A 21602-nucleotide genomic window follows, 5' to 3' on the forward strand; every position below is an offset into this window, starting at 1 on the left:
TTTTGTAACCGTAAAAAGACTCTTACTAATCATATAATTGTTGTCTTATTATTTAGGTTATATAATCTTACAATTTTATAAACTTTAACTTTTTTTATGATTCGTAAATTTATTGTTAATGTCATAGATCTTTTCTATAATAGCCTATATAAAATATAAGGAGCTAAATTCATGAATGAAGATGATATGAAATCCAGTCCAGACTTTGATTTAGATGAAGAAACATTATTTATTGTTTCTCAAACGTTTAAGGCACTCTCTGATCCAACCCGTCTTCGAATCCTTAATTTATTATTTGAGGGAGAACATTCTGTTAATGAAATTGCTGATAAGTTATCATTACTGCAATCAACTGTATCACACCAGCTTCGTTTCTTAAAAAATGTTCGACTTGTTAAATTCAGGAGAGAAGGCACGACTATGTTCTACTATCACGATGATGAGCATGTTATTCATGTCTTAAAACAGACCATAGATCATGCAAGACATATTTAAACCGAACCCTAAAAGGGCTCGGTTATTTTTAATTACAATGATCTCCCTCTGAACATTGATATCCTTCAACATCTATTTGGATCGTTGTATGGTGCAAGTGAAATTGATCATGCAAAATTTGTTTGGCTTTTACAAGGAGCTCTTGATGACTAATTCCTGGACCTACGACTAAATGACAACTTAATGTTGGGAAATCAGATGTAATTGACCAAATGTGTAAATCATGAATATCGTTGACTTCTTCCATCTTCAATAATGTATCTTTTACTTTATCAACATTAATATTTGCTGGTACACCTTCCATTAATATATGAAATGCATCCTTTGTAACTCTCCATCCACTAATGATAATAAGTACAGCTACAATGATACTTGCAATTGGATCTGCTAGGTTCCATCCAAAAAACATAATAAGTAACGCAGCTACAATAGCCCCCACCGATCCTAGCATGTCTCCAAGTACATGTAAGAAAGCACTGCGTACATTTAAATTCTCATCCTTGTCACCCTTCATCAGTATAAAAGCTGCCACAATATTAACAACCAACCCTATGGAAGAGACGATTAGCATTCCCATACTCACAACTTCTGGAGGATTTAGAATCCGTTGATATGCTTCCCAAAATATATAAAGAGATATGAGTAGGAGTGTAATTCCGTTAATGAATGCAGCCAGTATCTCAAAGCGTTTATACCCAAAAGTTTTTGAAAGTGAAGCTCCTTTTTCCCCGAACGTTATGGCTAAAAAACTTAATCCCAGAGCAGCAGCATCACTTAACATATGACCCGCATCGGAAAGTAATGCCAAGCTATTTGTCATTATCCCACCAATTACTTCAACAATCATATAAGTAGTGATAATAAGAAAAGACCATTTTAAAGCTGTTTTATTGCTTGTATGATGGTGATGACCATGATGTCCGTGACCATGACTATGTGAGTGTCCCATAAAACCCTCTCCTTTTATATGAATATATGTACATATATATTATTACAGATGCGATTAATGAGTGCAACATTATTTTTATTTTTTCAAAACTTATTAAATATTATTAGTCCCTTTATCTAAAAATAAAGGGTTTATGCTATAATTTGGAAATCAAAATAGTAGTTATTTTATTTAAGGGGAGAATAAATGATGATATATGATGTGATCATTATTGGAGCAGGTCAGTCAGGATTAACAATGGGATATTATTTAAAACAAACGAATTTAAAATTTCTTATCTTAGACAAAGGGAATGCGATTGGAGAAGTTTGGAGAAATCGTTATGATTCCTTAACTTTATTTACTCCAAATGTGTATAGTTCCTTACCCGGATTGAAGCTGGAAGGTATTCAAGCCCACTACCCCACCAAAGATCATATCGCTGATTATTTATCAAGATATACTAAAACCTTTTCTCTCCCAGTTCAATTAGATAACGCACATTACGAAGGTAGAAAGAGAGAATAACATTTTTTTGATAGAAACAAATCGTAAAGAATATAAAGCTAATCAAATAGTTATTGCAACAGGACCTTTTCAACATCCGTTCATTCCAGAGTTCTCTAGTTCTTTATCTAAGAATGTGCTCCAAATCCATTCATCAAACTATAAAAACCCTAGACAATTAAAACAAGGACCAGTATTGGTTGTAGGTGGAGGAAATTCAGGTTCACAGATCGCTGTCGAACTATCAAAAGAAAAACCTGTATATTTATCAGTTGGACATAAATTAAAGTTCCTACCACAGAATTTTGGTGGTAATAGTATTTTTTGGTGGTTTGATAAATTAGGCATATTAAGTGTAAACACAAATAGCAAATTAGGAAATATGCTAAAACATCAACCTGATCCCATTTTTGGTTTTGAATTAAGGTCTTTACTAAAGAATGGTAAAATTAGTTTGAAGCCGAGAGCAAATGCTGTAATGGAAGATCAAATAGTTTTTGAAGACAATAGTAAAATAAAGGTGGCAAATGTTATTTGGTCAACTGGTTTTAGATCACATTATGATTGGATAAAAACCCCTAACATTTTTGATAATAAGGGGAAACCAATACATCAAAGAGGTGTTACATCAATAGCTGGTTTATTTTTTTTAAGACTTCCTTGGCAGTATAGAAGAGGTTCTGCTCTCCTTCAAGGAGTTGGAACAGATGCTGAATATTTAATGAAACAAATATTAATAAATAAGTAACGAATATGTTGAAAAGCAGTGAAATTTTATGAATTCACTGCTCTTCAAAGTTTTTTTCTATTTGTTATTAAACCCAACCTAATAACTGTGCTATTTGAAAAACAATAAATGGAACTAATATGGCTAACACTGTTGGAATTAAGAATGCAAGTAATGTCCATTTTTTACTCTTTGTTTCTTTATAAATATTTAATAATGTTGTACCGCATGGATAATGAAGTAGTGAAAATAACATCATGTTTAACGCAGTTATCCACGTCCAACCTTGATCAACAAAAATTTGTTTTAAATCCACCAAACTATCCACTTCTGTTAATGAACCAGTTGAAAGATAACCCATTAGTAAAATTGGTAATACGATTTCATTAGCAGGTAAGCCAAGAACAAACGCTAATATAATGTAACCATCAAGTCCCAACATTTGACCAAATGGATCAAAGACGCCAACCATATGCATTAAAATACTAGTATCTCCAATGTAAATATTTGCAATGATCCATGTTAATACTGCTGCTGGGGCAGCAACTTTAACTGCTCTAACTAAAACAGTCCATGATTTTGTTAAAGAAGCCCGAATCACAGTATCAAAAAACTTTGGTCGACGATATGAAGGCAATTCTAAAGTGTAATGCGTTGGAACACCCTTTAGTGCTGTTTTTGATAAAACCCAAGATACAAAAAATGTCACGACAATCCCAAACATAACAATACCGACAATGACTCCTGTCGTGACAAGAGATTTTAGTCCTCCAGTAAAACTAGCTGCCATGAATAATGATGCTAATACAATTAAGGTACCCCATCTTCCATTACATGGAACAAAATTATTTGTCAGAATCGCAAGCATTCTTTCTCTCGGAGACTCAATGATTCTAGAAGACATTACAGCCGCTGCATTACACCCAAACCCCATAGCCATTGTCAACGATTGCTTACCATGAGCACCAACATGTTTAAATAAACGGTCCATATTAAAAGCGACTCTCGGAAGGTAACCATAATTTTCTAAAAGTGCAAAAGTTGGAAAAAAAATCGCCATAGGTGGAAGCATAACACTTATTACCCATGTAGAACCCCGATACAATCCTAAAACGAGAAGTCCGTGTAACCAATCTGGTGCTTGAATAGCCTGAAAAAATGTTGTTAGATATCCTTCTATCCACCCAAAAAATTCAGCAAGCAGGGAGGATGGTATATTGGCTCCAGCAATGGTTAAGTAAAAAACAGCCCCTAACATGATGAGCATTATTGGGAAACCCCAAATCGGAGATGTAAAAATGGAGTCTAATTTTTCTGTTCTAACATCCCCTTTTGTTTTTGTATAGGAAACACCTTCGTTACACAATTGATGGCTTCTTTTATATAAATTAGAAACAATTTCATCTCTTAATTCTGGTGTTGATAATTCTTGAGCCTCTATATATAGCTCTTTAATATTCATTATTATGCCTCCTTTACCCTCTTCTCGTTCGTTACACCATTTAACTCCATTCTTTTATTTAACTCATTAAGAAGTGCTTCGTCTCCGTCCAATAACCTTAGAGCTAACCATCTAGATGAAATTTGGTCTTCTACTAAATTGCGAACTTTTGATTCTAATTTACTTATTTTCTCTTCAATCTCTTCGTTATAAGATGTCTGTACAGGATTACACTCAATTTTTCTAGTGACGATTCGATCAAGAGTATCTAAAAGCATTGGGAAACCAGTCTTATTACGAGCAGATATTTTGATAACAGGAACTCCAAGTCGCTTTGTTAAAAGAAGCTCATTTATTTTAATACCTTTCTTCTCTGCTTCATCGATCAAGTTAATACAAATCACCACATTGGTTGTCATTTCTAACACTTGCAACGCTAAATTAAAGTTACGTTCTAAAGATGTAGCATCTAGCACGACTAGTGTTACATCGGGTTTTTCAAATACAATATAATTACGAGCTACTTCCTCATCAGTTGAATTTGAAAAGAGTGAATAAGTTCCAGGTAAATCAATCATTTTGTAAGTCTTATCTTTATGTCTTACTGTTCCCTCAGCTAATGAAACAGTTTTACCAGCCCAGTTACCTGTATGTTGTCTTAGACCAGTTAAGGCATTAAACAATGTACTCTTTCCAGTATTAGGATTTCCAGCCAAAGCAATTCGATATGAATTAGCCATTCTACATCAACTCTCCTTTAATTTTCATACTTTCCTCTTTTCTTAAAGCAACCGTTGTTTGACTAACACGAAATGCGATCGGATCACCTAATGGACTTTTTCTAACCACTTCAACTATAGCCCCTGGGACAAACCCTAAATCTAATAAACGCCTTCTCATAACACCTTCCAGTAATAACGAAGTGATTTTAATAAAGTTTCCTTTTTTCCCTTGATATAATGAGATTTTTTTAGTTATATCCATATATCTTTCCCCTCACCTTTTATTTTTCCTTAGTGCAACTTTAATGTAAAAAAAAGGTCCATTCCAATCATAATATAATCTTAATTACTTTTTTTAGCGTTTAAGGAATAAAGAAGATTACGTAATGCTTCACCTAATTGCTTTTCACCAAAATGACCAATTTCACGGTCACATATATCAACTTTTTCATTGGTCAAATAAGCATAAATCTGGTTACAGTTACACCTTTTCATCTCAAGCCATTCTCCGTCACCTAAATTAAAGGCAATTCGAACTCCCATCTTCATCATCTTCCTTCCACAAAGTTATATTATTTTATAGAATGACAAGCTGTGCAATACTTGTTTATACAATCAAACAATCTTTACTACTGCTTATTTTTTTTCCTTAAGCCAACTTATGTTATTATAATATGAATATATTTACATATTGTCAAATTAATTTCAAATAAAACTGCCCTTTATTTCGTAAGAACCTTCATCCACTCTTTCCATCAACATGCTCTAAGCTTTCGTCTTATGTCCGTTTTGCATACTTCTTAATATCTCTGATTTTAAAGTGATTTCCCCAGCCTTGAATAAGTTGATTTATATTAAGGATTCTATATTCCATACTTACTCACCAGTTACTGTTTGTGAGTCTTTTAATTTATCCTCAAATCTCTTCTTGGTTTTCTTCGGCACTTAAACCTGGGTATTCTTCCACATTTGATAGAAGCTCTTTCCTTACGTTCCTTAAGCTTTTCCACTGCATTTTCGATGAACTCAGTCATACTCTTTTTATCCGTTCACCGGGTTTGTGGCTTATAAAGTATGTTACAGTGAGTAGACCGAGGGAACCTCCCCCTTAGTCTCTCTCAGAACCGTACGTGAACCTCTCAGCTCATACGGCTCCCATTATTCATCGCCGGCAGTATTCCATATTTCCAATGGGCGAATAACTTGCGTTCTCGCTGTGCAATAGTACCTATCCAATATTCTGCTCTTCTTCGTTGTTTTCGCTTCTTATATTTTCGGCGAACCACATTTTACTAAGCAGCTGTTGATGTATCGCAATACGCTATACATTTCTGATTTATAGAAATGTCCGTAATAATTAATCAAATCCTTGGATTTCCTTATTAAACATGTTGGAGATATCCCACAAGGTTTTATCTACTTTGAGCTGTAATCGCCACCTTCTCACTTCTTTTCTTTCTGATTGCTTTCTTTGCCTTATCGGCAATAGCTGGCAAGAAGTTTGTGAAGAATTTTCCATATTTGTTCTTTGAGTGTCTTGGACGATATGTGTATCCTAGAAAAATGAAAGAAGTAGTCGGATAGTTCCATTGCCTATCATCATCTTTACAATAGACAATTTTCGTTTTATCCAAGTTCAACTCTAGTCCAAACAATTGAAATCTTTCTTCCAGTCTTCGTTGAAGGTATTTGGCTTGTTTCAATGAAGCACAGTGTGCTATTCCATCATCGGCGTATCTCGCCCAAGGAATACTTGGAAATTCTTTCGCCATAAAATCATCAAATGTATAATGAAGAAATAGGTTCGCAAGAACTGGACTGATGACCCCTCCTTGCGGAGTGCCAGAAGTCCGCTCTATTAACGTTCCGTCCTCCATTTGAAAAGGTGCAGTTAGCCATCTTTGTATATATAAGATGACCCATTCTTGATTTGTATGACGTTTTACCATTTCAATGAGGTAGTCATGTCGGATATTATCAAACAGTCCCTTAATATCGAACTCTAACATCCAGTCTCTCCGCCAACATCTTTTCCTTGTAGCCTCGATCGCTTGAATTGCCGATTTATTTGGTCGATATCCATAAGAATCTTCATAAAACAATTTCTCCACTGTTGGTTCGAAATATAGTTTCGCAACCATCTGTGCCACTCGGTCTTCGACTGTAGGAATTCCAAGTGTTCTTGTTCCACCATTCTTTTTGGGTATCGCAACTGCTTTTACTGGTTTTGGAAAATAGCTTCCAGAGGACATACGATTCCACAGTTTATATAGATTATTTTTCAAGTCTAGTTCGTTTAATAGATTGTTCATCAATTCCGTATGTCCCTTTGTTGGCTTTTACTCGCTCAAATGCAGTCATTACTGCGTTCTTTGAAATACTAAACGGTTTAGCTTCTCGCATAGGTTCCTCCTCCTTTCAAAGTTGACCTATCTTTGAAACTAAATAACTTGGGTTCTTCGCTCTACTTCTATTACAGAAGTTTCATCACTACTACAACCCAATCTGCCCCTATGACTGCATCGGTACTCTTTTCTTGTGGGTCTTCCACTTGAAATACTCCCTTAACATCAGCCCGTAGGTTCCCACGTTCCGTACAAACGCCTGTGTTATGTTCATGCCACCTTTATGCCGCCCACCACTTAGACAGTAAACAGGTTTCCTCTAAGCTCATCCAGGTTAACGACTACCCCCTGGTTTTGATGGAGTCTCTACGCTTTCGACATTTCCGTAAGTGGTTCACATGCTCGTTCATCTCCATAACACGCACTTGACAGCTTTCTACTGCCTTTTCCTTAACGCTCAATACCATAGCTTTTGACTACAGCACCTTAAGTTAGTTTGAAGTCTCCACCTGTATGGCGACTCCGACGGGCCCACCGTCATCATTTGTACAGCATAGCTGCTTTGAATAGTCTCGCTACTTACGCACACTTTCGTGGCGCACCATCGTCTGCATATCTAACAAATTGGTTACCTCGATTCTCTAACTCTTTGTATTTACCATATTTAATCAGTTGGACACTCTCTTCACCATTTTCCTTTAAATATAGGAGAGTAGCTATTATATCTTTCGCATCAACTCCTGCTACTCCTTTATTTCGTTTAACCCTTTCAAATTAGATTACCCTTCTCCAATATCTTCTCGATTAATGTTTTAGTAAGTTTCATATTGATCCTATGTTATTAAGGTTGCACAAGTGTAACTCTAATCTATTGAAGGTGCCCAATATACTCACTCTTCAATAGTCTTTAATTGGCTGTGTTATTGTTATCTTGTAAATGGACTCTAACATAGTTGCTCCTTTCGTCCGTCCTTATCTGTCCCTAAGGGTTGATACTATGACATATACTTCTCATAGTTCGGTTACTTATCACGAAGTAAGTTCTCTGTTGAGGTACTAAGGGATCTCGCAGTGTAAGTTCATTATTCCTATTCATCGGGAGAGATTTTGAACTTAACCTTGTTTTGGGTTCGTATACCCAGATCGTCTAGAGCTTCCTTCAGATTCCATTGTTTTCGACTAATGGTTCGAATATTCCAATGCACATAACCCACTTTCACCGTCTAGTTGATGAACCATGCCTGGCACACAAAAATACCTGTGTAGATAAAATCCTACACAGGTTATGGAAATTCCTATAAATTTGTCAACAGCCCCTTTATAGGCAGCCAGTTCTTTTATCGTATTATAATTATGGGGTTGGAGTAGGCTTTGAATATTCATCATTTTACATTACCGATTTTTGAAAAGATATCTTAACTTGTTTTACCCTCTTGATAATTAAGAAAGGATTGTGATCAATTTCTAGACAAACTCCACATTTTGTCCTAGATCATCCCTTACCATTGCACAATTTTACTTATTCTTATAAACAAAGCAATCATAATTATATTTATGAATTACTGATTTGTCACAACCAGAATATCAAAGGGTATTCTCAAGTTAGTCCTTATTTTTAGCAGCAGCAGCGTATATTATAAATGACAAAATAGTTTGGAAGACGATTACAACTTGACCTGGAGCCTCTACGGCCATGACTATCCAGCCAAAAAACCAGCCCTTGATAAGGCTGGTAAGCCTATCAAGGCTATCATGCCCGACCCTCCAAGTAAAGTTGTAATAAAGCGGAATAACAAATGTACATGCTTAAACGATCATTTCTGTACATTTCTTAAATTAGCATTTGTATATATCACCACTTGCATAATTTCAGGTTTATCTTTAAGGAATTTTAATTTAACGAATAATAAGATAGAGCAAGGTATTGATATAATTAAATAATAACTTAGATGAGGTTTGTTCTTGAATTGAAAATGAGCTTAAGGAACTTTATCTTTTATAGCTAAATTGAAATATAGGGAAAATGGAGTGATCTTTATTTTTTGATTAAGAATTACTTCTCAGGGGAATAGACTTGTTAATCGAAAATAGCATGAATACGTTATTCTTGAACATGATATTTTTAAAAAAATGATTCATGAAATTATTAACAAGGGTATAAAAGAAGTTTCAAAGTATATTTACCTTTTGACCCAGCCTCATTACTTTTCACTTCCTCTCGCACACTGTCCCTGTTTATTTCCTCCTTGGTAGTTTGTAACTATTATAATTAATACGGAAGTTCTTCCCTATGCTTTGTTAACCATTTTTTGAAGTAACCCTTAATTTTGCTCTTTTCAAAATCGTCCTCTAGGAGTGGAGGTAATCTATGTCCTTTTCGATACTCATAGATATCATCCATCTTTTTGAATAGAGTTGTTTGCATTTCATCTTTAATATGATCGATTTCTTCTTTGGTACTAACCTTACTCTTATTAATAACTTCTAAAAAGTAATCGTACAAGCTTTCTAGATCCTTTATGTCCTGTTCCGTTCTCTCTTTTAATCGACTATCAACATTACCGATGGCTAACTGCAGCAAAGAGTTATCAAGATCTTTTTCATAGGTTGATTCTGCATAATTATTTTCTATAGCACTCACAATATAACCAGCTAAATTAGCAAGCCCTTTATCCTCCATACGAAGGACATAACGCAAGTTTTCCTCAATGTACTTTGGCGGATAGTTCTTAACTAGTTCTACTGCTTTTTCCCGTCTAATTTCCTTAGTAATAAGGAGGTTAAGAATGGTTTGAATATCATAATCTAGAGACTCTTCATCTATCGTTTTATTGATATTATTCTGGTTTTTATAGATATAAAACACAAATGAATGTATGGAGCGTCCGACTTTCTTATGTACCTCATATTCAAAGCGAATATCTGTCTTTTCAGCAATTTCCTTCTTCGCTTTTTCAAGTACTACTGCTCTGAAATTTTTCATTAGGTTTAATTTATCATCAGGAATAGCCAGCATCTCTCTCAATTCCTTTACTTCCATGATCCGTTTACCAAAACGTTCTCTTTCTTTAAGCAGCTCATAAATTCTCCAGGAATATTCTGACCTTAATTTTAAAACATTATATAGCTGATACTTTGTATATGATTTAAGGTTAATAAGGAATTGAGCTAAATCATCAGAGAGTTTAATCGTAATTTGACCTTCATCATAACTCGCCCGTTGTACCCAATAGATATCGTCAATCACAAACTTATTGTTTTCTTTAGCCCGAGTTATAGTAAGAGGTTTACTGTTTAAACCATTTACCGTTTCTCTTATTCTTTCATAAAAGCCCGATTCCGATATGCCAAAGAGATTGGCTAAATCTTTTGTTTGCAAAACATAAGTCTTTAAATCTTTATCTTCTGGTTGTACTAATGAAACTAGTGCATATAATAAACGTCTTTCATTTATTGATAGATTTTGTTTTGTATTAACAAGGGCGTTTGATTGATTGACCCAGTAATATGGCTTTAGATCAGCTTCTATTAGATCTTCATCAAAAGATAGTTGTTCAACTTGCGTTACCACAGTCATTCAATCCTCCTAAACCTTAACTATCTCCAATATAATACAAAAAAACACAAGATTCCATACTAAGTTACATAGCTAAAATTAAGTAAACAATATGTCTATAAATTCGGTGTATAAAATTAATTTATAATAGAATGATATGTCTACCTTTCCGGTGCTTCGAAATTACTAACTAATCATAATCTAAATCCATATAGCTACTTTTTCGGTACTGTAATCTTTTAATTTAAAAATTATAATATACTATATAGCTATATATTCGGTGCTGAAATTTTTTTAGGGTTAAGGAAATATAGCTACTAATTCGGTACTACATAGAGTTATTGCTTCAGCAAAGAGTAAATATTGCCTTGAAAAAAGCATTTGAAGGAAGCTATTTAAGATATATCTACCGAAAAGGTAGACATATCTTATTAAAACATAGAATAAGATATGAGTGGCATGTTTACTATTGGTCTATATATCTACTATTTCGGTGTAACGATACTCTAAAGTGACAAGTTTATAAAATATTACCGTTCTAGTAGACATATATAATGTAAAATGTTAAGGAAAAAAACTAATATGTCTACCCTTTAGGTAAATCAACATACAATAGTGTAAGAATTAAAAGAAGATGATCCTAAAAATAGGGTCTATACATCTCCCTTTTAAGATCAACAGATATAAATCTATTATTCCACCGTTTTTATAGCTATATTTAGATATTTTAAAAGTCTCATACCGAATTAATAGACATATAACACTTTTTAAATAGACATATATCCACTTATATACTAGACATGTAACATCGTATTAGTAGCCATAACCACCGTTTTAATAGACTTATAGTACCGTTTTAATAGACATATAAGATGTTGAACCTTACTCTCCCAAGAGCTAATTTTACCTATAAACAAATAACAATTTAAAAACAAGAAAACAATATATTAAACAGTTTAAACATACATACCTAAAAATAAGTATAATGCATAATATTATACTTACCCATCTTAAAAGATATCCATATATACAAGTCGAATCTTAAAATAATAGATTCTAAATACTATAAACTTAAGTTTACTCCTAATATTCTAAATAGGAATGGAACTAATTACTTCAGGTTCCCAAATATGAAGAAAGTAACGACACGAATTCATAAAGAAGCCTCGCTCAAAAAAAGGGTAATTATCCGGAAACAATAGGAAGGTCGGTTTCAAAGAAACAAATAATATCGATTATTCAGCTAAACATTCCAAGTAAGAAGCGAAGGGATTAATCAACTATCGAAAAGGCTACAGGTTCATAAGATTATCGAAAGTAATTCAAAAAACTATTGGAAATATATTGAAGGTTTTTATATACATTGAGTTGTAACCGCCAGTCTCTCATTTCTTTTCTGATTGCTTTCTTTGCCTTATCGGCAATAGTCAGCAAGAAGTTTGCGTAATAATTTTCATATTTATTCTTTTGTGTCTTGGTCGAAATGTGTATCCTAGAAAATCGAAAGAAGTAGTTGATTAGTTCCATTTCCTATCAACATCTTTACAATAGACAATTATTAGTTTCTACAGGTTTAACTCCAATCAAAATAGTTGAATCTTTCTTCCAGTCTTCGTTGAAGACGCTTGTTTCATTGAAGCACAGTATGCTATTCCATCATCGGCGTATCTTGCCCAAGAAGTCTCAGAATTCTTTCGTCATAAAATTACCAAATGTATATTGAAGGAATAGGATCGCAAGAACAGCACTTATAACTCCTCATTGCTGAGTGCCAGTTCACTCCGTTAACGTTCCGTCCTCCATTTGAAAAGATATACTTAACCATCTATTTATTTATAAGATGACCAATTCTGGATTTGTATAACGTTTTACCATTTCAATAAGGTAAAGTCATATCGGATATTATCAATTAGACCGTTAATATCGATCGAACTCTAACACCTAGTCTTTCAGCCAACTTCTTTTCCTTGTAGCCTCAGTTGCATGAATTTCAGATTTATTTGGTCGGTATCCATAAAAATCATCATTAACAATTTCTCCACTGTTGGTTCAAAAATATAGATTCGTACCTATCTGTGCTACTCGGTCTTCGACTGTAGGAATTCCAAGTGTTCTTGTTCCACCATTCTTTTTTGGTATAGCTACTGCTTTTACTGGTTTTAGAAATTAACTCCCTGAGGACATATGATTCCACCCTAGCCCCTCCTATAAGCTCGTCCTAGGTTAACGACTACTCCCTAGTCTTGATGGATCCCTACGCTTTCGATATTTTCATAAGTGGTTCACATAATCATTCATCTCCATAACACTCACTTGACAGTTCTTGACGCCCTTTTCTTTACGCTCAATACCCTAGCTTTTAACTACAGCACCTTAATGTAGTTTGAAATTACAACCTGGATGGCGACTCCGAAGGCTCCATCGTCATCATTTGTACAGCATAGCTGCTCTACTCACACACACTTTCGTGACGCACAGTCGTCTGCATAACGAACGAACCGCAACTCTCTTTTCTCCAACTCCTTCTCAAGCTCATCTAAAACGATATTTAATAAAAGAGGCTGAGCGGTTCCCCTTGATTAGTATTTCAGTGTTTCGACTGAAAAGTCCCTTTTCGATTACAACTGACTGTAGATACCTCCGTATTAATTGAAGAACTTTTGGATCATCTATACGAAAGCTTAGTATCCTCATAAGCCGGTCATTCTTCACTTTATCGAAGAATTTCTCTAAATTAATGTCCACTACCCACCTATTTCCTACTTTGATGTAACGTTTAGCTTGTCGGACCGCATCATGACCACGATTGTTCGGTCTAAAGCAGTAGCTTTGCTTGGAGAATAAGGGATGAAATTCCTTGTTGAGTGCTTCCGCAATAGCCTGTTGGATAAGGTATCTATCACTGTCGGAATTTCGATTCGACGTAAGGGGTGTGTAAGGTAGGTACCATTTATAAGTTCTTAAGGTTTTCCATTGTTCTATGAGATGAGACCATAGGTTCTTTACGCTTTCTTATCTACACAACGGCATCTCCTTTATTTCGTTCCACTCCTTTCGTGTGCACATTAACGTTTTGATGTTATAAGATTCGTTCCAACATAGATATCAACTCCTACGTGAATCAGTCATACTTCTAGTGTGATATTACTTTCAGCCTTTCTATTGTCCCTAGTTGATTCACAACTGTCTCCATTAGGATTAATGTTTCTGTTAGTCAAGTAACACATACGCCAAGTGCTGATTCTCCTAAAATGATTCAGCACTTCCCCCATTAACTCTAGTTACCATTGGAACTATGAATTCTGGCTGTTCAGGAATTTATCGCTAAATAGGTTACCGAGTGTTACAGGCTTATCAGTCAGACCTCCCTGGGTAAGAGTACAATCTTTCCCTCCATATATTGTAAATGTCAAGCTAACGATGTACAATTTTGATCGTTTAAGAATGTACAAAATTAATCATCATCTTCTTTTTGTAAATGATCCTTAATTCTATAAGAGGGACCAACAATATTGACAACTGTTGCGTGGTGTAATACACGATCTAATATTGCATTCGCTAATTTAGAATCCTGGAACACCGCATCCCACTCTTTAAAGCTAATGTTTGTAGTTAAGATTGTACTTTTCTTTTCATATCTCAAATCAATTAGCTGAAAGAATAGTTTGGCATCTTCTTTGTCAATTGGAAGGTAACCAATTTCATCAATAATTAGTAATTTATATTTCCCATAGTGCTTTAATCGAGACTCTAAGCGATTTTCTAGCTTTGCCTTTTTCAAGTTTAAGATAAGTTCATTACATTTAATAAAATAGGTACTTGTTCGTTTTTTGGCTGCAGCGATTCCAATCGAAGTCGCTAAGTGAGTTTTGCCAACACCACTAGTTCCCATGAAGATAATATTCTGTTTATCTTCGATAAAACGCAGAGAAAGAAAATCAAGAATTTGTTGTTTATTTATCGTTGGTTGAAAATCAAAGTTAAACTCATTTATCTCTTTACGGTGGGGAAAAGCCCCCACCTTAACCATTGAATTTATCATTGTTTTCTCACGAACATCTATTTCATAGTTCGTTAATTTCATCAATGTGTCAACGAGAGATAATTCATTCTTGGTACTAAAATCAATGGTATCGTTAAGATGAGTAATCATCTGTTTTAAGTTTAAATATTCTAAATTACTTACTAATTGTTGATAACTACTATTCAATTTTATACACCTCATCCATTGCCAGTAGATTCTTTTTAGCTAGCTCATCAATATCAGGATAGTCTGGCATTCCCCGTGACAATACGTCTGTATAATGTTCTTCCTTATAATTCAACACCTTATTACTGATTCGATGTTGAGCGATCAAATCCGTGTTATAATATACATGTATGTGATCGTCATAGACTTGTAAACCAACGGTTTTCCCTTTGTATTCAGCTGGTACTGAATACTGGTTTGATTTGTACGTAATCATGCTCGCAGGGTTAACCTTTACAAGCTTGTGTTTGATCTTATAAGAGTCTCTTATTTCTTTCCTTGGTAGGGGGAGTAAGTGACTCTTTTCTTGTTTTAAAGCAAGTATTGGAATCTTTCTATTTCCTTGATTAAAACTTTGATTATGGCGTTCACAAAGCTTTTGTACAAATTGGTGAAGTCCTTCGTAAGTGAATTTCCCCTGATAAGCATGAATCTCATCTAAGAGCTTCATAATACTCTCTACTTTCCCTTTTGTCCTTGGCCTTCCTGCAATACAAGGTTTGATTTCAAATCCACTATCACTGGCAAACTGTTCAAATCGTTCATTAACCACTCCTTTTGAATACTCTGTTCTATGTTCATCCATTACTGTTTTCATATTGTCCGTTAAAATGATCTTTGGTACTCCACCAATTGCTTCAAAGCACTCCATTAAAAAGGACATTAATATACTTTGTGATTTGGATATGGTTAAACCATAAGACTTAAACCTTGAATTTCCTAACACCAACACTCCTACATTAACGTGTATAATCTCCCCATCACACGTTATGTATTTTATGTTCTCCTTCCAGTCGAATTGAGCCTGTTCCCCCGGAGGGGTTTCATAACGAACAACAGATTGTGCAGCTTGAGTTCTTTTACCATCGGTAAAATATGCTTGGAACTCAGGTTTGTTTGATATGTATCGTCGGAAAGATGACTGGGAACAGTTCAAACTATGGTTATCCTTTAAGTACTCCCAAAGAACTCTCTTGTAGTAAAAAGTTTGTATTGAATCCTTTGAGAGTAAGTCTGATATAACTTCATATAACTCATCTATTCTAGATTTTCTATTACGGGTTTTACTTGGCCCCTTTCCATTTAAATATCGATCCACAGTCCTCCGATCTACTCCCAATTCTCGCCCTATCTTACTTTTATTTATTTTCATGTTTAAGCTCTCCATTAGAAATTTTAACTTTGGTAAATCTTCTAGACTTTTTACTTCTATCTCTGTCGTTAAATCTAGCTGTACATGCATTCTCTCCACCTCAAACTAAGTATGCATGTACATCACAAAACTGTACATTTTTATGTAATCATCTTTGTTCATTATTAAATTAGCATTTATACATATATCTGCATCATATAATTGAAACCACCTTCAGAAAAAAGCACTTCGTTTTGTGTTGCAAAATCGTCCAACCGTACAAGCCTCTTATGAAGTTCGTGTTCCTCAGACTGTAGATTTGTCGCTTACTTCCTTTAAATCTCACGTTGCCATGGACACCTTGTGTTAAGCTAACTGCTACTTCTGCCTTCACAGTTCGGGAATTACACCCTCTCACATGCCAGGCGCACAATAAAACATACAGAGAACAAAGGTAAGAGAATGTAAAATATATAAGTTCTAGATTGGTTAAAGTTAAACAATATACTACAAAAAGTAAGAAGGATTATGAAAAACAGCGATGTCATCTTCTTTTGTAGCTAATCGTTGAAATTTTGCCAAGTTTCTGTCACTCCACCAAAACTTCTAACCTCAATTTTCTTCTCATTCTTTTTATTGTTTCGTATACTATCAATTTATTTCATCTTCGAGAAAGTTCTTCAAGAACATATCAACTACATCTCTGTCGCAATATTCGCAGTGTTTCGCACTGTTTGGCACCGTTTTTCACTATTCATTGACTTGTTCTGATATTAGTAAAACAATTTATAAGCTTTATTATGCTTAGCTCTGATGAATTGTACGATGTTTTTGAGAGCAAAAACATTATTAAATTAACAAATATAAAAGACCAAATCGCTAAGTGATCTGGTCTTTAAATTGATATGCAATTATTCCTATTATTTCTCCACAAAAAAATGGATGGTAATTTAATTATCAAAATCTTTAGTGAGTTTTATTAAGAATTCCTCGGTCTTATTTTTAACAAACTCAGACCTATTTCCAAAAATTTTAGAAAATGCTCCTTGTTTATCCCATTCTTCTTCAGCCATTTGCTTTGCCCTAGACTGAATTCTATTCTTATTTACAAAATCATTAAACTTATTATCATTTTCTTCAAGTTTCTTTACTAATGTTTCATCAATTTCAGACTTTATGGTTTTGTTTTGCTGTTCTAATTTTGACTCTAATTCACTAATAAGTTGATCTTTAACTAATAAATTATCTTTATATTTCTCTTCTAATTCTTGTTGATAGGTTTCTCGATTTTTCTTTTCTTCGTTAATCTGTCTATTTAATTCCTCGATAGTTTCAGACTGCTCTTCTACCTTTTTTAAGAAATCTCCAGATTCTAAAAGCTTTTGGTTACTTTGCAGAAGGTTTGATATGTCCTCCTTTAACCTAGGCCTACCATCCTCTCCCCTTTCCATAAAAATGGACATTAGCATATTTGTCATTTGCATATATTGGCGGAGCTCTTGATTTTGATCTAAGGATGGTGCATAACTATTTGACATATTATTGTTTACAGGTGTTCCAATAATACCTACAGCCGATTGTAACCCTGTCATTTTTAGTTCATCTTTTAGTAACCAAACCATCTTTAACTTCACTATAGAAAGATAGTTTAGTCTTATATATCTCGATTGTGGAGCTTCATCTGGAAGTACATAGTCTTCTAGGTTATCTATGTAATGTTTTAAAGTGCTAGCAGCTATTCGTTTATTGGAGTCTAAAATCGCTCCTGCTTCCGCGATACTATACCATCGATGTAAGTCTTCTTGGAGTGCAGCGATAAATTTATTTTCAAACATTTCTTTTTTTAATGTTGGTCGATCTTTTATTTGTGTATAAAGAGGATCGTATTTTAGTTCATCTTCTAATCTTGGGACTAAATCATTTTCATCATATAACATGTTCTTGAACCTCCTTTCAGTCTTGCTAAGTGGCTTTTCTAATTAAAATAATAAGATACGATTCGATTCGAAAAGAAACGAAGGTGGAATATGTGAATATACTAGTTATTATAGCAAATACTGCGATAAATAAAAATGAAAATAGTTTAAATGTCGATACGAAATTTATTTTAGTTTAACTTCGTATAATTTCGTATAACTTAGTAGTGAGTGGTGCTTCTACTTTTCACGTAACTAGATGAACGAAAATTAAAGAAAAAATTCGTATAGCGTTCGAAAGTGTACGAAAAAAATCGTAACTCGTTTTGGAGGTGATTGAGTTGTGGTATATCCAAGTTTTTGTGTTAATAGTGAGTTTGGGAATGTATAGGGGGCTCCTAAAAAAGAAGTAGTGTATAAAGTATTGGAATAAGTTTGTATCACACAGTAAAAGTAATAAAAAACAGAAATTCTTAAACTTAAGAAAGGGAGGCGCTCTTTAAAAAATATTGTGATGATTTCAATAACAACTGATAACCTATGATGAAAATTCAACTCGCACTGATAAACAGATACAGATATTGATTAGTTTTGCAAGTTCTCTAATAAGTCATTGCACAATTTTGGACCTTTAGCTAAAAAATAAGTAGAGGTGGAGTCTTTAATAACTCCACCTCTATATGCTGTGCTGTGTTTATTTAATTGTTCTCATATGAACCCTTTGTTTAAAGGTGTTTTATATTATTAATCATCCAAATCATCAAAATTAAGGTTATCTATATCTACTTCATAATTATTCTTGTTTTCATTTTGATCTTTTTCTTTGGTAGAAGCTACTTCTTCAAGTCCAAATTCAGCAAGGTCAATATTGAAATCATCATCGTCATCTTCATCATTAATTGATTCGATAGAAGCAGATTGGTAAATAACAGCTTTTTGTCGCTCCTGAAATTCTTCGTATTCTTTTACTAATCCTTTAGCAAGACGGGCAGGGAGACCGTCTGTTTTATAGAATGTATACACTGTAGCAGAGTGATCATTTTTTTCTTCTAAGTAACCAGTGAAAACAGTTCCACTCAAAGAAAAGGTATTCTTTTCTGTTATCTCAACACGGGCATCATCAATGAATGATGATCCTAAAGATTTTTTTTCATCTAATACTGCTAACAAACCTATATGATGAACTTTTGCTGCTACCATATCACCGTTTTCGAGTACGTTAGTTAATTCTATAGGTTGATGAAAACAGCTTCCTTCCATTGAATCTAACAACATTTCTTTAACATCATGACCATTATTTATGTTAGTTATAGGTTTAGTTAATTTATTGATTACTAATGAACCAGTGTTTTCTAAAATAATTCTTCTGAAATCTTGAGAGTCAAAGGTTACGCTAGTTCCACCACCGGTAGTCGCTGTATTTAATTCGTGGAATACTTCGCTAAAGCGTTTGTTAGCATAATCACGATAATTCTCAACATTTCCACGTTCGTTTTCAGGTAATTTTTTAAACTCATCATAAAAGTGTTGATTATCCGCAAATTTAATAAATGCAATCCCTTTAGTTTTATCTTGACCGATTTTCCAAATCCGTTGGGCAAAGTCATTAACTTGTCTCAACGCATCGGGACCGTCAGCTCGAAGGGGGAGAGTAACAACTACTCCAACTTTAATAAACTTTTCCTCAGCTTTTTTTACTGCAATCTTCATGTATTTTTTGAGGTTTTCCTTAAATTCTTTAGGTTCAATTTCACTTTGTAGTTTAACCAGTTCTTTTTTTATTAAAGGTTTATTGTTAAAATCATAAAATTCTTCTAAAGCCTTAACGATTGTTGAAGTACCTGTACCGCCACCAAGTCCAGCGAAAAATAACACTAGATCATCTGTAGGTCTTACACGCTCTTGAATAAAACCTTTCAATCGATTTTTCACGTCTTCATTTTCTTCTAAAATGGAGATAGCCTTTTGAGGGTTTTTTCCTAGACCACCTAAGTTTAGTGATACACGATTTGATTCTGTTATGTATTTCAGACCTTTTAAATCACCATCATTACTATTTAAAGCTAAGCAGTTATATACACTGTTTCCATTTTCGTTTTTTATTGAAGCGAATTCGTCAGCTATTCTAGAGCCAGCTTGTCCAAATCCTACTACCGTCATGTTTATAGCAGGGGTATTTTTTGTGAATGTTTTAGCCATTGCTTATTTCAACTCCCTTTTTGTATTTATTTCTTTTAACTATCGCTTCTGTAATTTGCCAGCCACGACTTGTCATGAAGAGAAATTTATAAGGTTTTACCTCTTCATAGTAGAGTAGTGACATATCTAAGAGTTTATCTACAATTCTCTCTGCTGCTTTCCGATCTATATTTGTGGTAACTGGTTTATATATAAAAGATTTCCCTTTTGTTACTCTTTCTTTTCTCTCCACTTGTACGTTTGACACTATGTCATTGACTGTAACTCCATGAATTCTATCAACTGAGTCTTTCTGAGATTTAAGTGTACGACCTATGTGGATGAAGACTTTTCTGCTCACGGTATCACTTTCGATAATATCCGTAAACATTTCTATTAAATCAATGGGGAATATTGCATTTTGATGCTTTCTATATTGATCCTGGTTCATGCAATCTAGTCACCTCCTGTATATTCATAGTTTACTATATATTACCTTAATGTAGTGTCTGTATCAAGACTGTATAATAAGATACTATTTAAGTGAGGAGGAATGTCAGTGCTTTTTAACCGTTGATATATATACGTTTGTTTATGGTGTCTATAATAAGAGGTTATTTTATTTATTTGTTTTATTATCTATTTATATTTTCGTAATTTGATGTATTTAAAAGAGGAAAACTCTAGTTTTTAGTTTATTTTTAGTAAAAATGTATTGAGATTCATCTGAAAATCACGTTTTTAAAATTATATAGTGTCTGTATGTAGATACTATAAAAAACCTTTATAAAATAGTACTTCTGTCTATTAAAATGAAATTTAATGATATAGAAGTGTCTTATAATAGACACTTCTATAGGACACCAAAGCAATTTTCTGTATATAAACTAATAATTCTTTACATACCAAAACATTCGCATTCTTTCGACGTGTTTCTTTTTGAACTAGTCTTTAAACAATCGTTGTTGGATACCGCATCCTTAATGATTAGAATGCGGTTTTTGTGAATCAAGCTATGAATAATTGAATTCGCAGAATTAAAACAGAATATGAAACAGAATATGAAACATATAATTGTTACTTTATGAAGTAAGTAATGAATACTAGCTATGAATTACTTATATGAATCAGCTTACTAACTATAAGTATTAGCCCATTCATAAGCTGTAATTAATTTCATATTAAATTTCATAACCTGCATAATTGTAATTTTCATAATGTAAAATTCTTAATTAACAAGAGTTTTGAGTGCTTTTTCGCATTTGTTGGTATCATTTCGTATTGAATAGATTTTATTTAGCGGAAACCGGAGGTAACTATGTAACCCCGCTTAGAGCATTTCGTTGGCTCTTAATATCCAAACTTTGTTGAACTCATTGTAGTCTACTACTCTTGACGAAATTTTT

At 33.8% G+C, this 21602-nt stretch carries 13 protein-coding genes and 2 pseudogenes; 2 read left to right on the plus strand and 13 right to left on the minus strand.

Going from position 1 to position 21602, the window contains the following annotated elements; genetic code table 11:
- Nucleotides 1-171 precede the first annotated feature (171 nt).
- Complete coding sequence (locus LPC09_RS26145) at nucleotides 172-495, plus strand: ArsR/SmtB family transcription factor (RefSeq protein WP_098799030.1); 324 nt, start codon at nucleotides 172-174, stop codon at nucleotides 493-495.
- 28 nt (nucleotides 496-523) lie between these two features.
- On the opposite strand, the gene LPC09_RS26150 is transcribed toward LPC09_RS26145, so the two are convergent.
- Nucleotides 524-1444, minus strand: a complete 921-nt coding sequence (locus LPC09_RS26150) for a cation diffusion facilitator family transporter (RefSeq protein WP_098799029.1) — start codon at nucleotides 1442-1444, stop codon at nucleotides 524-526.
- A gap of 189 nt (nucleotides 1445-1633) precedes the next feature.
- On the opposite strand from LPC09_RS26150, the pseudogene LPC09_RS26155 reads away from it, so the two are divergent.
- Nucleotides 1634-2678 (plus strand): annotated as a pseudogene (locus LPC09_RS26155) (flavin-containing monooxygenase).
- Nucleotides 2679-2745: 67 nt separating this feature from the next.
- Here LPC09_RS26155 and LPC09_RS26160 read toward each other — a convergent pair.
- The 12 genes and pseudogenes from LPC09_RS26160 to LPC09_RS26215 form a co-directional block, all read right to left on the minus strand.
- Nucleotides 2746-4119: a nucleoside recognition domain-containing protein gene (locus LPC09_RS26160; protein WP_098799028.1), complete on the minus strand. Its 1374-nt coding sequence runs from the start codon at nucleotides 4117-4119 to the stop codon at nucleotides 2746-2748.
- Between the two features lie 2 nt (nucleotides 4120-4121).
- Complete coding sequence (locus LPC09_RS26165) at nucleotides 4122-4838, minus strand: FeoB small GTPase domain-containing protein (RefSeq protein WP_098799027.1); 717 nt, start codon at nucleotides 4836-4838, stop codon at nucleotides 4122-4124.
- 1 nt (nucleotide 4839) lies between these two features.
- The gene (locus LPC09_RS26170) at nucleotides 4840-5082 is read right to left on the minus strand and encodes a FeoA family protein (protein WP_098799026.1); all 243 of its coding nucleotides are present in this window, start codon (nucleotides 5080-5082) and stop codon (nucleotides 4840-4842) included.
- An 80-nt stretch (nucleotides 5083-5162) separates the two neighbouring features.
- Nucleotides 5163-5369 (minus strand): hypothetical protein, encoded by a 207-nt coding sequence (locus LPC09_RS26175; protein ID WP_141549730.1) that lies wholly within the window; start codon nucleotides 5367-5369, stop codon nucleotides 5163-5165.
- 590 nt (nucleotides 5370-5959) lie between these two features.
- Nucleotides 5960-7223: pseudogene (ltrA, locus tag LPC09_RS26180) on the minus strand (group II intron reverse transcriptase/maturase).
- A gap of 2211 nt (nucleotides 7224-9434) precedes the next feature.
- Nucleotides 9435-10742, minus strand: a complete 1308-nt coding sequence (locus tag LPC09_RS26185; protein WP_098799023.1) for a replication initiation protein — start codon at nucleotides 10740-10742, stop codon at nucleotides 9435-9437.
- A gap of 2511 nt (nucleotides 10743-13253) precedes the next feature.
- Nucleotides 13254-13703: an RNA-dependent RNA polymerase family protein gene (locus tag LPC09_RS26190; RefSeq protein WP_098799022.1), complete on the minus strand. Its 450-nt coding sequence runs from the start codon at nucleotides 13701-13703 to the stop codon at nucleotides 13254-13256.
- 472 nt (nucleotides 13704-14175) lie between these two features.
- Nucleotides 14176-14931 carry an IS21-like element helper ATPase IstB gene (gene istB / locus LPC09_RS26195; RefSeq protein WP_098798503.1) on the minus strand — a complete coding sequence of 252 codons (756 nt, stop codon included), beginning with the start codon at nucleotides 14929-14931 and terminating at the stop codon, nucleotides 14176-14178.
- Nucleotides 14924-16213, minus strand: a complete 1290-nt coding sequence (gene istA / locus LPC09_RS26200; RefSeq protein WP_231309175.1) for an IS21 family transposase — start codon at nucleotides 16211-16213, stop codon at nucleotides 14924-14926. Before istA ends, istB begins: the two co-directional genes overlap by 8 nt.
- 839 nt (nucleotides 16214-17052) lie before the next feature.
- The gene (locus LPC09_RS26205) at nucleotides 17053-18039 is read right to left on the minus strand and encodes a hypothetical protein (protein WP_098797062.1); all 987 of its coding nucleotides are present in this window, start codon (nucleotides 18037-18039) and stop codon (nucleotides 17053-17055) included.
- 723 nt (nucleotides 18040-18762) lie between these two features.
- Nucleotides 18763-20217 (minus strand): hypothetical protein, encoded by a 1455-nt coding sequence (locus LPC09_RS26210; protein WP_098797063.1) that lies wholly within the window; start codon nucleotides 20215-20217, stop codon nucleotides 18763-18765.
- Nucleotides 20210-20647 carry a hypothetical protein gene (locus tag LPC09_RS26215; RefSeq protein ID WP_098797064.1) on the minus strand — a complete coding sequence of 146 codons (438 nt, stop codon included), beginning with the start codon at nucleotides 20645-20647 and terminating at the stop codon, nucleotides 20210-20212. Before LPC09_RS26215 ends, LPC09_RS26210 begins: the two co-directional genes overlap by 8 nt.
- Nucleotides 20648-21602 lie beyond the last annotated feature (955 nt).

This window comes from Metabacillus sp. B2-18 (assembly GCF_021117275.1).
Lineage (GTDB): Bacteria > Bacillota > Bacilli > Bacillales > Bacillaceae > Metabacillus.

Excerpts from the sequence above, each read along its gene's own strand:
- LPC09_RS26215 (WP_098797064.1), bottom strand. The coding sequence starts at position 20,647 with ATGAACCAGGATCAATATAGAAAGCATCAAAATGCAATATTCCCCATT.
- LPC09_RS26145 (WP_098799030.1), top strand. The coding sequence starts at position 172 with ATGAATGAAGATGATATGAAATCCAGTCCAGACTTTGATTTAGATGAA.
- LPC09_RS26175 (WP_141549730.1), bottom strand. The coding sequence starts at position 5,369 with ATGAAGATGGGAGTTCGAATTGCCTTTAATTTAGGTGACGGAGAATGG.
- LPC09_RS26205 (WP_098797062.1), bottom strand. The coding sequence starts at position 18,039 with ATGTTATATGATGAAAATGATTTAGTCCCAAGATTAGAAGATGAACTA.
- LPC09_RS26150 (WP_098799029.1), bottom strand. The coding sequence starts at position 1,444 with ATGGGACACTCACATAGTCATGGTCACGGACATCATGGTCATCACCAT.
- istA (WP_231309175.1), bottom strand. The coding sequence starts at position 16,213 with ATGCATGTACAGCTAGATTTAACGACAGAGATAGAAGTAAAAAGTCTA.
- LPC09_RS26170 (WP_098799026.1), bottom strand. The coding sequence starts at position 5,082 with ATGGATATAACTAAAAAAATCTCATTATATCAAGGGAAAAAAGGAAAC.
- LPC09_RS26165 (WP_098799027.1), bottom strand. The coding sequence starts at position 4,838 with ATGGCTAATTCATATCGAATTGCTTTGGCTGGAAATCCTAATACTGGA.
- LPC09_RS26210 (WP_098797063.1), bottom strand. The coding sequence starts at position 20,217 with ATGGCTAAAACATTCACAAAAAATACCCCTGCTATAAACATGACGGTA.
- LPC09_RS26160 (WP_098799028.1), bottom strand. The coding sequence starts at position 4,119 with ATGAATATTAAAGAGCTATATATAGAGGCTCAAGAATTATCAACACCA.
- LPC09_RS26185 (WP_098799023.1), bottom strand. The coding sequence starts at position 10,742 with ATGACTGTGGTAACGCAAGTTGAACAACTATCTTTTGATGAAGATCTA.